The organism is Serratia sp. NA_112.1 (assembly GCF_052691715.1).
The window spans coordinates 111756-129355 of the sequence record NZ_JBQZFO010000008.1 but is presented as its reverse complement, the minus strand read 5'-3'; the positions used below and the strand labels follow the sequence as shown (position 1 = coordinate 129355).

At 55.5% G+C, this 17600-nt stretch carries 14 protein-coding genes; 8 read left to right on the top strand and 6 right to left on the bottom strand.

Going from position 1 to position 17600, the window contains the following annotated elements; translation table 11 throughout:
- Positions 1–75: 75 nt before the first annotated feature.
- From accC to acuI, 6 genes are all read right to left on the bottom strand, one after another.
- Positions 76–1425, bottom strand: a complete 1350-nt coding sequence (gene accC, locus ACUTQ5_RS16375; protein WP_261112235.1) for an acetyl-CoA carboxylase biotin carboxylase subunit — start codon at positions 1423–1425, stop codon at positions 76–78.
- Positions 1426–1435: 10 nt separating this feature from the next.
- Positions 1436–1900 (bottom strand): acetyl-CoA carboxylase biotin carboxyl carrier protein, encoded by a 465-nt coding sequence (gene accB, locus ACUTQ5_RS16370; RefSeq protein WP_261431556.1) that lies wholly within the window; start codon positions 1898–1900, stop codon positions 1436–1438.
- Positions 1901–1932: 32 nt separating this feature from the next.
- Positions 1933–2385 carry a type II 3-dehydroquinate dehydratase gene (aroQ, locus tag ACUTQ5_RS16365; protein WP_012147111.1) on the bottom strand — a complete coding sequence of 151 codons (453 nt, stop codon included), beginning with the start codon at positions 2383–2385 and terminating at the stop codon, positions 1933–1935.
- A gap of 241 nt (positions 2386–2626) precedes the next feature.
- Positions 2627–3226, bottom strand: a complete 600-nt coding sequence (gene msrQ, locus ACUTQ5_RS16360) for a protein-methionine-sulfoxide reductase heme-binding subunit MsrQ (RefSeq protein WP_445652113.1) — start codon at positions 3224–3226, stop codon at positions 2627–2629.
- A complete protein-coding gene (gene msrP / locus ACUTQ5_RS16355; protein ID WP_445652112.1) occupies positions 3227–4228 on the bottom strand; it encodes a protein-methionine-sulfoxide reductase catalytic subunit MsrP in 1002 nt (333 codons plus the stop codon).
- A gap of 119 nt (positions 4229–4347) precedes the next feature.
- Positions 4348–5325 carry an acrylyl-CoA reductase (NADPH) gene (gene acuI / locus ACUTQ5_RS16350; RefSeq protein ID WP_445652111.1) on the bottom strand — a complete coding sequence of 326 codons (978 nt, stop codon included), beginning with the start codon at positions 5323–5325 and terminating at the stop codon, positions 4348–4350.
- A gap of 294 nt (positions 5326–5619) precedes the next feature.
- On the opposite strand from acuI, the gene csrD reads away from it, so the two are divergent.
- From csrD to nit1, 8 genes are all read left to right on the top strand, one after another.
- Complete coding sequence (gene csrD, locus ACUTQ5_RS16345; protein ID WP_445652110.1) at positions 5620–7551, top strand: RNase E specificity factor CsrD; 1932 nt, start codon at positions 5620–5622, stop codon at positions 7549–7551.
- 412 nt (positions 7552–7963) lie between these two features.
- Positions 7964–9007 (top strand): rod shape-determining protein MreB, encoded by a 1044-nt coding sequence (mreB, locus tag ACUTQ5_RS16340; RefSeq protein ID WP_012147106.1) that lies wholly within the window; start codon positions 7964–7966, stop codon positions 9005–9007.
- Between the two features lie 94 nt (positions 9008–9101).
- A complete protein-coding gene (gene mreC, locus ACUTQ5_RS16335; RefSeq protein ID WP_445652109.1) occupies positions 9102–10106 on the top strand; it encodes a rod shape-determining protein MreC in 1005 nt (334 codons plus the stop codon).
- Positions 10103–10591 (top strand): rod shape-determining protein MreD, encoded by a 489-nt coding sequence (mreD, locus tag ACUTQ5_RS16330; RefSeq protein WP_012147104.1) that lies wholly within the window; start codon positions 10103–10105, stop codon positions 10589–10591. The genes mreC and mreD overlap by 4 nt, the downstream gene beginning before the upstream one ends.
- A gap of 137 nt (positions 10592–10728) precedes the next feature.
- Positions 10729–11313 (top strand): Maf family protein, encoded by a 585-nt coding sequence (locus ACUTQ5_RS16325; protein WP_445652108.1) that lies wholly within the window; start codon positions 10729–10731, stop codon positions 11311–11313.
- Between the two features lie 38 nt (positions 11314–11351).
- Complete coding sequence (gene rng, locus ACUTQ5_RS16320) at positions 11352–12821, top strand: ribonuclease G (protein ID WP_012147102.1); 1470 nt, start codon at positions 11352–11354, stop codon at positions 12819–12821.
- A gap of 103 nt (positions 12822–12924) precedes the next feature.
- Positions 12925–16740 carry an AsmA2 domain-containing protein YhdP gene (gene yhdP, locus ACUTQ5_RS16315; protein WP_445652107.1) on the top strand — a complete coding sequence of 1272 codons (3816 nt, stop codon included), beginning with the start codon at positions 12925–12927 and terminating at the stop codon, positions 16738–16740.
- Entirely contained in the window at positions 16737–17597 is an 861-nt protein-coding gene (nit1, locus tag ACUTQ5_RS16310; RefSeq protein ID WP_445652106.1) for a deaminated glutathione amidase, read from the top strand. Before yhdP ends, nit1 begins: the two co-directional genes overlap by 4 nt.
- Positions 17598–17600 lie beyond the last annotated feature (3 nt).

Below are 17600 nucleotides of genomic sequence, written 5' to 3'. Positions count from 1 at the left end.
ATACCTTGTCGGCAATAATAAAGAAAAAGGCCGGTGATTAGCCGGCCTTCTGTCAGGCGAGGTGGATTGCCTGCCTTAGGTTTCCTGCAGACCGAGCTTCTTCTCCAGATAGTGGATGTTGGTACCACCATGCTGGAAGTTTTCGTCGCTCATGATCCGCTGCTGCAGTTCAACGTTGGTTTTGATGCCATCGATGATCAACTCAGCCAGGGCGTTCTTCATGCGGGCAATCGCCACGTCACGGTTTTCACCGTAAGTGATCAGTTTGCCGATCATGGAATCATAGTACGGCGGTACGGTATAACCGGCGTAAATATGAGATTCCCAACGCACGCCGAAACCGCCTGGCGCATGGAAACGGGTGATCTTGCCTGGGCTTGGCAGGAAGGTGTTCGGGTCTTCGGCGTTGATACGGCATTCCACCGCATGGCCGTGAACCTTCACTTCATCCTGTTTGATCGACAGCGGCTGACCGGCAGCGATACGCAGCTGCTCTTTGATCAGATCCACGCCGGTGATCATTTCGGTAACAGGGTGTTCAACCTGAATACGGGTGTTCATTTCGATGAAATAGAACTCACCGTTTTCGTACAGGAACTCGAAAGTACCCGCACCGCGGTAACCGATCTCAATACAGGCTTTCGAGCAGCGCTCGCCGATGTAACGGCGCATTTCGCTGGTGATGCCTGGTGCTGGTGCCTCTTCAACCACTTTCTGATGACGACGCTGCATGGAGCAGTCGCGCTCGGCCAGATAGATGGCGTTGCCCTGGCCGTCTGCCAAAATCTGAATTTCGATGTGGCGTGGGTTTTCCAGGTATTTTTCCATGTAAACCATGTCATTGTTGAAAGCCGCTTTGGCTTCAGCTTTGGTCATGGAAATGGATTGTTCGAGGTCTTTGTCGCTGCGCACAACGCGCATGCCGCGGCCGCCGCCGCCGCCAGATGCCTTGATGATCACCGGGTAGCCGATGCGCTTGGCGAAGGCACGGTTTTTATCCATGTCGTCGGTCAGCGGGCCATCAGAGCCTGGTACGCAAGGCACGCCGGCTTTCTTCATGGCGTTGATGGCAGAAACCTTGTCGCCCATCAGGCGGATGGTTTCGGCTTTCGGGCCGATGAAGATAAAGCCGGAGCGTTCGATCTGCTCGGCGAAGTCGGCGTTCTCAGACAAGAAGCCGTAACCCGGGTGGATCGCCACTGCGCCAGTGATTTCTGCCGCAGAGATGATAGCCGGGATATTCAGATAGCTTTTTACCGATGGCGCAGGACCGATACACACGGTCTCGTCAGCCAGCAGTACGTGTTTCAGATCGCGATCGGCTGTGGAATGCACGGCAACGGTTTTGATACCGAGCTCTTTACAGGCACGAAGGATACGAAGCGCGATCTCGCCACGGTTGGCGATAACAATTTTATCAAGCATGTTCGCCTCGTTATTCGATGACGACCAGTGGCTCGTCAAATTCTACCGGTTGGCCGTTCTCTACCAGGATGGCTTTCACCACGCCGGATTTATCCGCTTCGATCTGGTTCATCATTTTCATGGCTTCAACGATGCACAGCGTGTCGCCGGCATTCACTTTCTGGCCAACTTCGATGAAGGCTTTCGCATCCGGGCTTGGCGTGCGGTAGAAGGTGCCGACCATTGGAGAACGAACGATGTGGCCACTCATGGCCGCTGGTGCTGCAGGAGTTTCGGCTGGCGCTGCAGCAACGGCAGTAGCCAGTGCTGGCTGCGGCTGTGCCGGCATTGCGTATGCCTGCGGCATCATTGGGTAAGCCTGTGCCGGGGCGGCACGGCTGATGCGAACTGACTCTTCGCCTTCAGAGATTTCCAGTTCAGAAATACCTGATTCTTCAACCAGTTCGATCAGTTTCTTGATTTTACGAATATCCATGAGTGTGATTCCGTACTCTTTTTGCGTAGCAATTAGTGGGTTTTCGACAGACGGTTAACCGCTGCCTGTAAAGCAAATGTGTAGCCATCTGCGCCGAGGCCGCAAATCACACCCACCGCAATATCGGAAAGGTAGGAGTGATGACGGAAAGGCTCTCGGGCATGCACGTTGGAGAGGTGGATCTCGATAAACGGGATCTGCACCGCCAGCAATGCATCGCGCAGCGCCACGCTGGTATGCGTGAACGCGGCAGGGTTGATAAGTATAAAATCTGTGTTGCCGCGTGCCTGATGTATGCAGTCGATAAGCGCATGTTCAGCGTTAGACTGCAGATGGCTCAGGGTAATATCCAGTGCGGATGCCTGGTTTTCCAATCCGTTAACAATCTCTGTTAGCGTCGTGCTGCCGTACTTCTCCGGTTCACGCGTCCCCAGCAGATTCAGATTGGGGCCGTTCAGAAGCAAAATGTGAAACTTATCCGCCATTGTGCTGGTATCTCCGGCAATAAAACCATCATCGTAGAAAATAACCCGATGTCACCGATTTGTCACCTGTTAAGGAGAAAATTCACCCTGAGAACAGAAACAAGGTCGGGCATTATAACGATATCGTAGCAATTCGCAGCTAAATACTGGTCTTATCAGCGAAGATATTCAACCCAAAACCTGCAAACTGGTGAGAGTGTTATCGCATTATGAGGGGTAGAACACAGAAAAGTTCCGCCTTTTAACGCCACCAATTGCGGAATTTCTTGTAGCGCAGCGCCAGTAGCACGACGGCCAGCAGGGCATAAATGAAGGGCTGTGGTGAAAAGGTTTTGACCGACCACAGGTAATGAATCGGCGCCAGGATGGCCACCAGATACACCAGATTATGTAGCGTCTGCCATTTGCCCCCCAGTTTGCGCATGGCCCACAACGTCGAGGTTGCCGCCAACGCCAGCAGGATCAGCCAGCTGATAATGCCGAGCGTCAGGTAAGGGCGGGTAACCAGCTCACGCCCCAGCAGGCCAATATTGCTCAGCCCCAATTCAAGCGTAGAATAGCTTATCAGATGCAGCGTGCCCCAGGCAAAACACCACAGTCCCACCAGACGGCGGCAACGGAGCAGCAGCGGCTGGCGGGTATAGCGTGCCAGTGGGGCGATCATTAAGGTTGCCAGCAACAGTTTCAGCGTCATCCTGCCGGTAAAGTGCTGGATATCCTTGGCCGGATCGGCGCTGAACCAACCCTGATCCACCGACAGCACCAGCCAGAGAAAGGGCAAAAATGCCGCCAGATAAATGGCGATTTTGATCCCTTTGATATGAGTTGGAGTCAAACGCACTTAGAAATTCTCCCGTAGATCCAGGCCGCGGTACAGCGATGCGACTTGCTCGGCATAACCATTAAACAGCAGGGTGGGTTGGCGTTTAACGCCCAGAATACCGCCTGAGCCGATGAAACGCTCGGTAGCCTGCGACCAGCGGGGGTGATCGACGTGCGGATTCACGTTGGCATAAAAGCCGTATTCATTAGGTGCCGACTCATTCCAGGTGGTGGGGGGCTGCTCGCGCACCAGGCGGATATGGACGATCGACTTTATCCCCTTAAAACCGTATTTCCATGGAGTGATCAAGCGCAGCGGCGCACCATTCTGCGGTGGCAATGTTTTGCCGTACACGCCGACGGTCAGCAGCGCCAGCGGGTTCATTGCCTCGTCGAGACGCAGCCCTTCGACATACGGATACTTCAACCCGCCGCCGATAAAGCGGTCTTTCTGGCCGGGCATCTGCTCCGGGTCGTACAACGTCTGGAAGGCGACGTAACGCGCGTTGCTGTTGGGTTCTGCCAGCTTGAGCAGTTTACCCAATTCAAAGCCAATCCACGGCACAACCATCGACCAGGCTTCAACGCAGCGCATGCGATAGATGCGTTGTTCCAGCGGGAAGCGTTTGATTAAATCATCGATGTCCAGCGTGATCGGTTTGGCGACTTCGCCGTCGATGCGTACCTGCCAACCTTCGGTTTTCAACCCGCCGGCATTGGCTGCTGGATCGGCCTTGTCCAGACCGAATTCGTAGAAGTTGTTGTAGCCGGTGACTTTATCTTCCGGCGTCAAAGCCAGTTGGGCCTGCCAGGCGGCAGGTTTGCTGAACTCCAGCGGTTTACCGGGAGGTGCCTTGGGCCGATCGTGGCCTTTAAACCATGACAGCAAATCGGCCTGCGCATTAAGCGGCAGGGCCAGGGATGCGGCGGTGATGCCCAACGCCTGTAACACTTTACGCCGCTGATAAAATACGCTTTCGGGCGTGACATCGGCCTCAGTTAATTTACGTTGTTTGCTCATGGTATTTTCTCCGCAATTTATGGTGTAAGCATGGCGTGAAACCAGGCCTTATGCGAGAGGCAGCGGGAAAATATGAAATTTCGCAGACGGGATAGGCCCCCGTTGGGGGGCCGTCAGACTCAGCGGATTTTTACCAGGGTGCGGCCGGTAACTTTGTTATCCAACAGTGCGGCAGCCGTGGCCGGTGTCTGTTCCAGCGTGATTTCCTGGGGGGCCTGTTGGTAAAAACTTTCCGGCAGGATACCGGCCAGGCGTTCCCAGGCGGTTTGACGGCGATGCAACGGAGTGTGTACCGAGTCGATACCTTGCAGACGAACATTGCGCAAAATAAATGGCATAACCGTGGTCGGCAGGTGATACCCACCGGCCAATCCACAGGCGGCGACCGTGCCGTTATAGTTCATTTGCGCCAAAACCCGCGCCAGCATAGTGTCGCCGACGCTATCTACCGCACCGGCCCACAGTTGCTTTTCCAGCGGGCGCGGAGCTTCGAGATAACCGTCACGCGACAGCACTTCCTTGGCGCCAAGCGCTTTCAGGTAATCGGTGTTGCTTTCACGGCCGCTAATGGCCGTAACGTGATAGCCCAGCGCTGCCAGAATAGCGACCGCCGTGCTGCCCACGCCACCGCTGGCACCGGTGACCAGAATGTCGCCGTCATCCGGGTGTATGCCACCTTCTTCCAGCGCCATCACGCACAGCATGGCGGTAAAGCCAGCGGTACCGAGGATCATCGCTTTACGCTCATCGAGTCCGTTCGGCAACGGCACTAGCCATTCCCCGGAGACTCGCGCCTGCTCAGCCAGACCACCCCAGTGGTTTTCACCCACGCCCCAGCCGGTAAGCACCACGCTTTGGCCTTCTTTAAAACGGTCGTCGCGGCTTTGGCGCACGGTACCGGCGAAATCGATTCCCGGTATCATTGGGAAGTTGCGCACGATTTTGCCTTTTCCGGTGATTGCCAATGCGTCTTTATAGTTAATGCTGGACCAATTAACGTCTACCGTGACATCGCCGTCGGGCAGTTGGTCGCTGCTGATATTTTTGACGCGAGCCAGAGTTTGATCGTCTTGTTGTTCCAATAACAGTGCACGCATGTCACTCTTCCTCTTGTTTGCAATTTTGTCATGGATGGCTGGGCCCGATTTAATTGACTATATGCATATAAGAAATTTATGTCCTGATAAAAGGCAAAAAATGGTGATTGAAGGTTTTCTTCGTTGATGATGCTTGGTAGTTTTAGCGGCATGAACTGCCGGCGATGATCTTCAAGGATACGCCAGCGACTAATTAAAAATCAGGGTATTGTGTTGGATTCATTTGAGCGAATTCGGGGCCTTTATACGACCAAAGGTGAAAATTCACGTAACCATAACGGACAAGGCACAGGGATGCGATTCACCTCCAAGCTCTCTGCATTGATCACCCTGCTTGTTGCTCTGGCGATGTTTTTGATGCTGTTGGGCTGCTCATACAGTTACTTCTATGTCACTCAGGAGAGGCTCGATCGCCGCTTCGATTCGCTGATGACCTCGCTCGATCAGGCGATGCTGCGTGGGTCTCCACAGGAACAGGAACAATGGTTACCGCTGGTGATGCGTCCGCTCGGTATCGTGGCCGTCAGCGTGGATACCAGCCGCAGTAACCTCCTTTCTTATCATCTGACAACGGTAAAACAGCCCTGGGAATCGCTCAACGGCTACCGGCAGGTTTCTCTGCCGCTGATGCAGCATCCCGGCGCTTCGCTACGCATTACCTATATTGAACCTTTCGCCAGCGACGTGCGTTCGTTGCAATCCACTGCGGCTGTCTCTTTGTCGATCGTCGTGATGGTGGTTATCTTGCTGTTCAGCCTGCGTTGGCTGCGCGATCAGGCCGACGGAGAGGACAGACTGGAGCGCCGTGCGCGCCGTATTCTTAACGGCGAACGAGAGAGCGTGATGCAGGGCGACGTGCGCGAATGGCCAGCGAACGTCAGTGGCGCGCTCGATCGCCTGTTGGCGGATCTGGCGGAAGCGCGCGAGGAGCGCAGCCGGGTCGATACTCTGATCCGCGCTTTCGCCGCGCAGGACGCCAAAACCGGGTTGAACAACCGATTGTTCTTTGATAACCAACTGACCACACAGCTGGAAGAGGAAGGTTCGCACGGCATTGTCATGATGGTGCGATTGCCGGATTTCGACACGCTGCGGGAAACCCACGGCAACAGTGCTGTGCAGGAACTGATGTATTCGCTGGTCAATCTGTTGTCGACTTTTGTGATGCGCTACCCGGCGGCGTTGTTGGCGCGCTATTTCCATAGCGATTTTACCGTGCTGTTGCCGCATCGCACGCTGAAAGAGGCGGATGGCATTGCTTCACAGTTGGTTCATGCCATTGACGCGCTGCCTTCAACGGCGCTTATCGATCGCGAGGCGTTTTTGCATATCGGTATTGTGGCCTACCGCAGCGGACAAAGCACCGAACAGGTGATTGATTATGCCGAGCAGGCCACGCGCCATGCCACGCTGCAGGGGGAAAACGGCTGGTATGTTTACGACAGTCAGGTGCCGGAAAAAGGGCGCGGCAGCGTTAAATGGCGCACTCTGTTGGAGCAGGTGCTGGCACGGGGCGGCCCACGGCTGTACCAGAAACCGGCGGTGACGGTAGCGGGGGAAGTTCATCACCGGGAGATCATGAGCCGGATATACGATGGCACCCAGGAACTGCTGCCATCCGAGTATATGCCGCTGGTACAACAGTTGGGTCTGGCGGAAAGCTACGACCGCCAGCACCTGAGTCGTATTCTTCCTTTACTGGCGCTGTGGCCTGAAGAAACGCTGGCATTTACGCTGTGCGTTGACTCATTATTGCAGCGCACTTTCCAGCGTTGGCTGCGTGATAGCCTGTTACAGTGTGAAAAAAGTCATCGTCGACGAATTCTGATTGAACTTGCAGAGGCAGACGTGTGTCAACATATCGACCGTTTGCGTCCGGTGCTGAGATTACTTTCAGGACTGGGGTGTCGTCTGGCTGTGTCCCAGGCGGGGTTAACCGTGGTTAGTACCTCCTATATCAAGTCCTTACCGGTGGAACTGGTCAAGCTCCATCCGGGTTTGGTGCGGAGTATTGATAAGCGGGATGAGAATCAACTGTTCGTTCAGAGCCTGACTGGTGCCTGTGAAGGGACCAGCACCCAGGTTTTTGCCGCCAGCGTGCGGACGCGTAATGAATGGCAGACCCTGAAAGATCGCGGGATCCTCGGCGGGCAGGGCGACTTTTTCGCGGCGCCGGAACCGATAGATGTAGGGTGTAAAAAATATTCGCATCGTTATCGCGTTTAACCTGAATGCCGGGCAAAAATTGACGTAGAATGAGCGCCAATTCATCTGGGCTATTTTATCTGTCTTTTTGGGATTATCCCCAAACTGCCTGCGACAATGACGCCTATTTGATATAGGCTCTTGTCAGTCCTTTTCTGTTGAGCGTTGGTAGGTACTTACCACCAACGGCAATCAGGGAATATGTTAGATTTTATGAGCTGTGTTACGCCGTTTCGTGCGCTGACAGGGTGGTAAACTGAGCCTTTGTTCAGGGAATTCAGGCCTCATCCAATTTCCGTGCATTCGAGCAGAAACAATACAGACTATTTTTCACCGAAGTAGAACATTTTTGCGCCTTGTCGCTGCTTCGTGTGGTTGGTAAAGTAGGCGGATTTTATTTTCCGCCCCCAGCTTGCAGGATTATCCTTTAGTTATGTTTAAGAAATTTCGTGGCATGTTTTCCAATGACTTGTCCATCGACTTGGGTACCGCCAATACCCTGATTTATGTTAAAGGGCAAGGCATTGTACTGAACGAACCTTCGGTGGTTGCCATTCGCCAGGATCGTGCCGGTTCACCCAAGAGCGTTGCGGCCGTGGGTCATGAGGCTAAACAGATGCTGGGGCGTACCCCCGGCAATATCGCGGCTATCCGTCCGATGAAAGACGGCGTTATCGCCGACTTTTTCGTGACTGAAAAAATGCTGCAGCACTTTATCAAACAGGTTCACAGCAACAGCTTCATGCGGCCAAGCCCGCGCGTGCTGGTGTGTGTGCCGGTCGGCGCAACTCAGGTTGAACGTCGTGCTATCCGCGAATCCGCCCAAGGGGCTGGCGCGCGTGAAGTGTTTCTGATTGAAGAGCCAATGGCTGCGGCAATCGGTGCAGGCCTGCCGGTTTCTGAAGCTACCGGTTCAATGGTGGTGGATATCGGTGGTGGTACTACCGAAGTGGCTGTGATTTCACTGAACGGCGTGGTCTACTCTTCTTCCGTGCGCATCGGTGGTGACCGTTTCGACGAAGCCATCATTAATTATGTGCGTCGTAACTATGGCTCACTGATTGGTGAAGCGACCGCCGAACGTATCAAGCACGGTATCGGCTCAGCTTATCCGGGCGATGAAGTTCATGAAATCGAAGTTCGCGGTCGTAACCTGGCCGAGGGCGTGCCGCGCGGCTTTACCCTGAATTCCAATGAAATCCTTGAAGCGCTGCAGGAACCGTTGACCGGCATCGTCAGTGCGGTGATGGTCGCGCTGGAACAGTGTCCGCCTGAACTGGCTTCCGACATTTCCGAACGTGGCATGGTGTTGACCGGCGGTGGCGCATTGCTGCGCAACCTGGATCGCCTGCTGATGGAAGAAACCGGTATTCCGGTCGTCGTGGCAGAAGATCCGCTGACCTGCGTAGCTCGCGGTGGCGGCAAGGCGTTGGAAATGATCGACATGCATGGCGGCGATTTGTTCAGCGAAGAATAGTCAGCCCCAGGAAGGAGGAATCGTATCGGATGAATGCGCAAAGCGAAAATCGGATACGGTTCCTCTTTCTGTTGTCGAGGAACACGCATAATTTATGAAGCCGATTTTTAGCAGGGGGCCTTCCCTGCAACTACGACTTTTTTTAGCAGTGATTGTGGCTATCTGCCTGATCGTTGCCGACAGCCGTCTCGGTACGTTCGTGAAAATACGTAACTACATGGATACGGCCGTCAGCCCTTTCTATTTTCTGGCCAATGGGCCGCGTAAAGTTTTGGACAGCGTTTCAGAAACGCTGGCTACCCGCCAACAGCTGGAGCTGGAAAACCGTGCTCTGCGGCAGGAACTGCTGCTGAAAAACAGCGATATTCTTCTTCTTGGCCAATTCAAGCAGGAAAACGCCCGTTTGCGTGAGTTGTTAGGCTCGCCGCTGCGCCAGGACGAACACAAAATGGTCACCCAGGTGATCTCGACTGGGTCTGATCCTTACAGCGATCAGGTGGTGATCGACAAAGGTTCAGACAACGGCGTTTATGAAGGCCAGCCGGTCATCAGTGATAAAGGCGTAGTCGGCCAGGTCGTCGCGGTGGCGAAAGTCACCAGCCGTGTGCTGCTGATCTGCGATGCCTCACACGCGCTGCCTATCCAGGTACTGCGCAATGATATCCGGGTGATCGCTGCAGGCAGCGGTTGTGCCGATGATTTACAGCTCGAACACTTGCCGAACAATACCGATATTCGCGTGGGCGACGTGCTGGTCACTTCCGGCCTGGGCGGCCGCTTCCCGGAAGGCTATCCGGTGGCGGTGGTGTCCTCGGTTAAAGTAGATAACCAGCGTGCTTATACCGTGATCCAGGCGCGTCCGACTGCGGGTCTGCAGCGTTTGCGTTACCTGTTGTTGCTGTGGGGCGCTGATCGCAATGGCGATATGCCGTTGCCGCCGGATGAAGTGCACCGTGTTGCCAATGAGCGCCTGATGCAGATGATGCCTCAGGTGCTGCCACCGGCCGATGCCATGGGGCCACAACAGCCTCTGCCGGCACCGGCGACCGGCATTGCTGTGCCGCAAACCCCCGCACCAGCCGCGGGAGTCACCCAATGAATCGCTACCGCAGTAATGGGCGCTGGATAATCTGGCTATCATTCCTGGTGGCGCTGGTGCTGCAAATTATGCCGTGGCCGGAACAGATCTACATGTTCAGGCCCTCCTGGCTGGCTTTAATCCTGATCTACTGGGTAATGGCACTGCCACACCGGGTTAACGTTGGCACCGGCTTTGTGCTGGGGCTGATTATGGATCTGATCCTCGGCTCTACGCTGGGCGTGCGTGCCCTGGCGCTGGGGATCATTGCCTATCTGGTCGCGTTCAAATTCCAACTGTTCCGCAACATGGCCCTCTGGCAACAGGCGCTGATCGTAGTGCTATTGTCACTGGCGATGGATGTTGTGGTGTTCTGGGCCGAGTTTTTGGTGATCAACGTTTCTTTCCGCCCAGAGGTGTTCTGGAGTAGTGTGGTAAACGGCATTCTGTGGCCGTGGTTATTCCTGCTGATGCGCAAAATTCGCCGTCAGTTCGCCGTACAATAAGGGTATTTATACCCAAGAGATTTCCAGTTGCAGCAAGGCGGCAACCGAGTGAATACCCAGGAGCTTGGATTGCCAAGTGACTGGGTTGATTGAGGGCAGCCAACGCCGCTGCAGCTTGAAATATGAAGGGTATATCAATGAATTCGCTTTATCTGGCCTCTGGCTCTCCCCGTCGACGTGAATTACTGACCCTGTTGGGCGTAGCGTTTGAAATTATCCTGACGGATACCGAAGAACAGCGGCAGGAAGGGGAAGCGGCAGAAGTCTATGTGCGCCGTTTGGCGCAGGATAAGGCCAGGGCAGGCGTGGCGCTGGCGCAGCAGGACTGGCCGGTGCTGGGCGCGGATACCATTGTTGTGCTCAATGGCCGGGTGCTGGAAAAACCCCAAAGCGAGACGCATGCGGCGCAAATGCTGGCGGCGCTGTCGGGTAAACAGCATCAGGTGATGACCGCGGTAGCGATCGCCGATCGCCACGACGTTCTGTGCCAGCTAGTGGTGACAGACGTGACATTCCGCAACCTGTCACAGCAGGATATCTGCGACTATATTGCAACGGGCGAACCGATGGATAAAGCGGGCGCCTATGGAATTCAAGGAAAGGGTGGTTGTTTCGTCAGGACGATAACCGGGAGTTATCACGCGGTGATGGGCTTACCGTTGGTCGAAACACATGAGCTGCTCAGTAATTTTGTCGCATTACGTGATGTAAGAACCGGTTGATGGGCGCTGCCATTATCGACCGGCTCTGAGGAGAAGGCATGACAGCTGAGCTACTGGTTAATATCACACCGTCTGAAACGCGGGTTGCCTATATTGATGGCGGCATCCTGCAAGAGATCCATATCGAGCGCGAATCCAAGCGCGGTATCGTCGGCAATATTTATAAAGGACGCGTAAGTCGCGTGTTGCCGGGTATGCAGGCGGCATTCGTCGATATCGGCCTGGACAAAGCGGCCTTCCTGCACGCCTCCGATATTATGCCGCACACCGAATGTGTCGCCGGCGATGAGCAGAAAAATTTCCACGTGCGCGACATTGCCGAGCTGGTACGCCAGGGGCAGGATCTGATGGTGCAGGTGGTGAAAGATCCGCTAGGCACCAAAGGCGCGCGCCTGACCACTGACATCACTTTGCCTTCGCGTTACCTGGTGTTTATGCCGGGGGCGGCGCACGTTGGCGTTTCGCAACGTATTGAAAGTGAAGCAGAGCGCGATCGCCTGAAAAAAGCCGTCGCCGGTTACTGCGATGAACTGGGTGGTTTTATCATCCGTACCGCGGCAGAAGGCATTGGTGAAGAAGAGCTGTCGCAAGACGCCGCCTTCCTCAAACGCCTGTGGACAAAGGTGATGGAGCGTAAAAAACGCAACCAGACCAAATACAAGTTGTACGGTGAGCTGGCGCTGGCGCAGCGTATTTTGCGCGACTTCGCCGGTGCGGCGCTGGATAGGATCCGCGTAGACTCCCGTCTGACCCACGATCTGCTGGTGGAGTTTACCGGTGAGTACATCCCGGATATTACCGCCAAGCTGGAGCTGTACACTGGCAGCCAGCCGATCTTCGACCTGTACGATGTCGAAAACGAGATCCAGCGTGCGCTGGAGCGTAAGGTTGAGCTGAAGTCCGGCGGCTACCTGATCATCGACCAGACCGAAGCGATGACCACCGTGGATATTAATACCGGCGCCTTTGTCGGCCATCGCAATCTCGACGAAACCATCTTCAATACCAATATCGAAGCGACCCAGGCCATTGCCCGCCAACTGCGGCTGCGCAATCTGGGCGGCATTATCATTATCGACTTTATTGATATGAATAATGACGAACATCGTCGTCGGGTGCTGCATTCGCTGGAACTGGCGCTGAGTAAAGATCGGGTAAAAACCACGATCAACGGCTTCTCTCAGCTAGGCTTAGTGGAAATGACGCGTAAACGCACGCGTGAAAGCATTGAACATGTGCTGTGTCATGATTGTCCTACTTGTCATGGACGCGGCACTCTGAAAACTGTGGAAACCGTGTGCTACGAAATTTTGCGTGAAATTGTGCGCGTGCACCATGCTTATGATTCAGATCGTTTCCTGGTTTACGCTTCTGCGGCGGTGGGCGAGGCGCTGAAAAGCGAAGAGTCCCATGCGCTGGCCGAAGTGGAAATTTTTGTTGGCAAACAGGTCAAGGTGCAGATCGAACCCTTGTACAGCCAGGAACAGTTTGACGTTGTCATGATGTAGTCCGCCTGTTGGCGGCCAAAGTCCGGTATTGGTGGGGCCCAGCATGCTGGGCCCCCCATGCATAGATATCCCGTTGCCAGGCAGCGGAAGCAAGGAGAACTGCGTGGGGCGACTGCCTGGGATTTTGTTAGCTACAGGCGCCAGTCTGATTGTCATCGTGGCGTTGCTGATCAGCGGGCTGCGTTTGGCGCTGCCTGAACTGAACAACTACCGCCCGCAACTGTTGGCCAAGGTCGAAAGCCTCTCCGGCGTGCCGGTGCAGATCGACTTTATGCAGGGCAGTTGGGAAACCTTCGGCCCGCAGTTGGAAATGCGTAACGTGCGTGCCACGCTGCCCAAAAGCAACCTGCATATAGAACGCGTTACGCTGGCGCTGGACGTATGGCAGTCGCTGTTGCACTGGCGCTGGCAGTTCCGCGATCTCACTTTCTACCAACTCCAGTTCGATCTCAATACCACTTTGGGTGGCGAAGAGCATCAGGGCAGTACCATCGAGCCGGGTAAAATCAGCGATTTGCTGTTGCATCAGGTGGATCACTTTAATCTACGTGACAGCCGCCTTTCCTTCCTGACGCCTGCCGGTGCGCGCGCCGAATTCGAGGTTCCACAGCTAACCTGGCTTAACGGCCGCGATCGTCACCGTGCCGAGGGGCAGATAAGTCTGTCGACGCTGAACGGCCAGCATGGTGTGGTTCAACTGCGGATGGATCTTCGTGATAACCAGGGGTTATTGAATGTGGGCACGGTCTATATGCAGGCCGATAATATCGACATGAAGCCCTGGTTCACCCGTTGGTTACGAGCCAATACCGGCCTGGAAAGTGCCGACTTCAGTCTGGCTGCCTGGTTGCAAATACAGAACGGTGAAATTGCCGGCGGTAGTGCATTGTTAAAGCAGGGTGCCGCCAACTGGAACGTGGGTAAACAACAGCACCGTCTGGACGTGGATAATCTGGCGCTGACGCTCAGCCGCCAGGGGACCGGCTGGCAAGTCGAGGTGCCGCAGCTCAACCTGGCCACTGACGGTCAGGCCTGGCCGCAAGGCAAGCTATCCGGGCTGTGGCTACCGGAGAACACCGAGTTTATGGGGCCGGGACAAACGGAAGAACTGCGCGTGCGAGCGACCAACATTCAGCTTGAACGCCTGTCTGCGCTGTTGCCGACTTTCTCGTTCCTTAGCCCGGACGTGCTGGAGCGCTGGAACGATCTGCAACCGCAGGGCAAGGTCAATGCATTGGCGCTTGATATTCCGCTGAAACAGCCGGAAAAGACCCGCTTCCAGGCCTGTTGGCAGGACGTCAGTTGGCAGCCGTGGAAACTGTTGCCGGGGATCAATCATTTCTCAGGCGCACTGAGTGGTGGTGTCGAAAATGGTCGTCTGCAACTTGACCTCAACGACAGCACCTTGCCGTACGGCGATATGTTCCGAGCCCCGTTGGAAGTCAGCAGCGCGCGCGGTGCGTTAACCTGGCTGAATAACCCACAGGGCTGGGAGTTGGCGAGTAAAAATCTGGACGTGAAGGCCAAATCGCTGTGGGTGAACGGTGATTTCCGCTACCAGCAGCCAGCCAAGGGTGACCCGTGGCTGAATATTCTTGCCGGTATCCGCCTGTATGATGCCGCAGATGCCTGGCGTTACTTCCCGGAACCCTTGATGGGCAAGCACCTGGTGGACTACCTCAATGGTGCCATTCAGGGCGGGCAGGTGGATAACGCCACGCTGATTTACAACGGTGACCCGCAGCATTTCCCTTACCGTAAACACGAAGGCCAGTTTGAAGTATTTGTCCCGCTGCGCCATTCGACCTTCCAGTTCCAACCGGACTGGCCGGCATTGACCGATTTGTCCATCGATCTCGATTTTGCCAATGAAGGGCTGTGGATGAATGCTCCGCAGACCAAACTGGGTAAAGTCGATGGCAAAAATGTTACCGCAATCATTCCGGACTACCTGAAAGAGCGCCTGTTGGTTGACGCTGATGTGGCGGGTCAGGGGGAGGAAATCCATGACTATTTCGAGCAGACACCGCTGCATGATTCGCTGGGTGCGGCACTGAATGAGCTGCAGATTGGTGGCAATATCAGTGGGCGCTTACATCTCGATATCCCCTTGAACGGCGAGCTGGTGCGCGCTACGGGCGAGGTGGCACTGAACAACAACTCATTGCTGGTTAAGCCGATCGAAAGTGAGCTGAAAAAGGTCAGCGGCAAGTTCCGCTTCGATAACGGCAACCTGACCAGCGATACGTTATCGGCCAACTGGTTCGGGCAGCCGGTTGCGGTGAATTTCAATACGCTGGAAGGTAAAAGCGACTACAAGGTCAATGTGGGTCTGAAGGCTGACTGGCAGCCGGGTAAATTCCCCGGTATTCCGCAGGAAGTCGCCGATGCCCTGAGTGGCAGCGCGCCCTGGCAGGGCCAGGTTGCCATTACCTTGCCGCATAAGGGCAACGCCAGCTATGACATCGGCATTGATGCAGACCTCAAAAAAGTAAGCAGTCACTTACCCTCTCCACTGGATAAACCCGAGGGTGAGCCACTGCCGTTGAGTGTAAAAGTGAAAGGCGGCCTGAATGGCTTCATGCTGACCGGCAGCGCCGGCAAGCAGAACCATTTCAACAGCGAATGGACCTTCGCCAAACAGCAGGTGACGCTGGCACGTGCGGCATGGCAAACCGAAGGCGGTGGAACGCCACCCTTACCGGCCGGTAAATCTTTGACGCTCAACCTGCCGCCACTGGACGGTGAAAAGTGGCTGGGATTAATGGCTCCGGCGTTAAAACAAGGCGGTGGCTCGGGACAGGTGGGCGGCTTCAATTTCCCGACCACCGTAGCGCTGAAAACACCGCAGCTGCTGTTGGGCGGCCAGGCCTGGCACAAGCTGACACTATCGGCTGAAAAACAGCTCGGCGGCCCCCTGGTCAGCGCCAAGGGGGATGAAGTCGACGGCAGTCTGCGGATGACGGATCGTGGGCCGTGGCGTGCCGATATCAATTATCTTTATTACAATCCGCAGTTTAGCGAGGGCAAGGGGACGGCGGCGACGGTGACCAACCCGCTGGCGGCGGCAGAAAAGGTTTCTTTCCGTGATTGGCCGTCGTTGATGCTGCGCTGCAAGTCGTGCTGGGTCATGGGGCAAAACCTCGGCAAAGTGGAGGCGGATCTGGCCAATCAGGGCGATACCCTGACCCTGGAGCATGGTTTAGTCGATACCGGCAAAGGGCGCATGACCGCCAGCGGCCTGTGGAAGCAGAACGCCCAGGAAGAACGCAGTTCGCTGAAAGGCAAACTGCTGGGTGGCAAAATTGATGAAACCGCCGCTTTCTTCGGTATCACCACGCCGCTGAAAGGCGCGCCTTATGACATTGATTTTGATCTGTACTGGCATGGCACACCGTGGAAACCGCAGATGAGCACCCTCAGCGGTGCGATGAAGGTCAATATGGGCAAGGGTGAGATCGACAGCATGGGCGGCGGGCGTGCTGGCCAGCTGTTGCGTTTGGTCAGCGTCGACTCCCTGTTACGTAAACTGCAGTTCGATTTCAGTGATACCTTCGGCAAAGGTTTCTACTTTGACTCCATCCTCAGCACTGCGTGGCTGAAAGATGGCATAATGCATACCGATAACCTGTTGGTTGACGGGCTGGCGGCGGATATTGTCATGAGCGGTCAGGTCGATTTGGCGCGCCGACGGATTGATATGGAAGCGGTGGTCGCACCGGCCATTTCAACCACTGTCGGCGTAGCCACGGCGTTCGTAATTAACCCTATCGTTGGCGCGGCGGTGTTTGCTGCCTCGCAGGTGCTGGGGCCGCTGTGGAATAAGATCTCGCTGATTCGCTACCATATCAGCGGCGATTTGGACCAGCCGAAGGTCAACGAGGTCCTGCGTAAGCCAAAGGAGAATAAGGCGTCATGAAAAGTGCTAACGTTGCGTTGTTACAGTTGTGCAGTGGCGATCGGGTGCGTGACAATCTGGCCCAGATTGAACAGCAAATTAAGCAGCTCAATGCCGGGGTAAAACTGGTGATGACGCCGGAAAACGCGCTGCTGTTCGCCAATTCTGCGGCTTATCGTGAACATGCGGAGCGCCAGGGGGATGGCCCGCTGCAGAATGCGGTGCGTGAGATGGCACGGCGTTATGGCGTCTGGTTGCTGGTGGGGTCGATGCCATTGGTCAGCCGTGAAAACCCTGCGCTGATCACCACCAGCAGCCTGCTGTTCGACGACCAGGGCGAGATCCGCGCGCGCTATGACAAACTGCACATGTTCGACGTGGACATTAACGACTCTCACGGCCATTATCGTGAGTCGGACACCTATCAGCATGGCCAGCAACTCACGGTGGTGGATACCCCGGTCGGGCGGCTTGGCATGACCATCTGCTACGATCTGCGCTTCCCGGCGCTGTTCCAGGCGTTACGGGCACAGGGCGCCGAACTGATTTCCGTACCGGCGGCTTTTACCCGTGTGACCGGCGAGGCGCACTGGGAAATTCTGCTGCGTGCCAGGGCGATTGAAAACCAGTGTGTGATCCTGGCGCCGGCGCAGGTTGGCAGTCATGGCCCGACTCGTCGTACCTGGGGCCATTCGCTGGCGGTGGATGCCTGGGGCAAGGTATTGGCTGAAAACCCGGATACGGTATCGGCGTTGAAAGTGCGGGTCGATATTACCGGCCTGAAAACCATTCGCGAGCAGATGCCGGTATTGCAACACAACCGATTCCAGACGTCGCTGACGGTGCCGTTTGACAACACATCCTCCATTAAAGAGTGAAAA

What these genes read in the sequence shown, in the direction of transcription:
- mreD (WP_012147104.1), top strand. Translation starts at nt 10,103, where the DNA reads ATGAATCGCTACCGCAGTAATGGGCGCTGGATAATCTGGCTATCATTC.
- msrP (WP_445652112.1), bottom strand. Translation starts at nt 4,228, where the DNA reads ATGAGCAAACAACGTAAATTAACTGAGGCCGATGTCACGCCCGAAAGC.
- mreB (WP_012147106.1), top strand. Translation starts at nt 7,964, where the DNA reads ATGTTTAAGAAATTTCGTGGCATGTTTTCCAATGACTTGTCCATCGAC.
- accC (WP_261112235.1), bottom strand. Translation starts at nt 1,425, where the DNA reads ATGCTTGATAAAATTGTTATCGCCAACCGTGGCGAGATCGCGCTTCGT.
- mreC (WP_445652109.1), top strand. Translation starts at nt 9,102, where the DNA reads ATGAAGCCGATTTTTAGCAGGGGGCCTTCCCTGCAACTACGACTTTTT.
- ACUTQ5_RS16325 (WP_445652108.1), top strand. Translation starts at nt 10,729, where the DNA reads ATGAATTCGCTTTATCTGGCCTCTGGCTCTCCCCGTCGACGTGAATTA.
- csrD (WP_445652110.1), top strand. Translation starts at nt 5,620, where the DNA reads ATGCGATTCACCTCCAAGCTCTCTGCATTGATCACCCTGCTTGTTGCT.
- acuI (WP_445652111.1), bottom strand. Translation starts at nt 5,325, where the DNA reads ATGCGTGCACTGTTATTGGAACAACAAGACGATCAAACTCTGGCTCGC.
- aroQ (WP_012147111.1), bottom strand. Translation starts at nt 2,385, where the DNA reads ATGGCGGATAAGTTTCACATTTTGCTTCTGAACGGCCCCAATCTGAAT.
- accB (WP_261431556.1), bottom strand. Translation starts at nt 1,900, where the DNA reads ATGGATATTCGTAAAATCAAGAAACTGATCGAACTGGTTGAAGAATCA.
- nit1 (WP_445652106.1), top strand. Translation starts at nt 16,737, where the DNA reads ATGAAAAGTGCTAACGTTGCGTTGTTACAGTTGTGCAGTGGCGATCGG.
- rng (WP_012147102.1), top strand. Translation starts at nt 11,352, where the DNA reads ATGACAGCTGAGCTACTGGTTAATATCACACCGTCTGAAACGCGGGTT.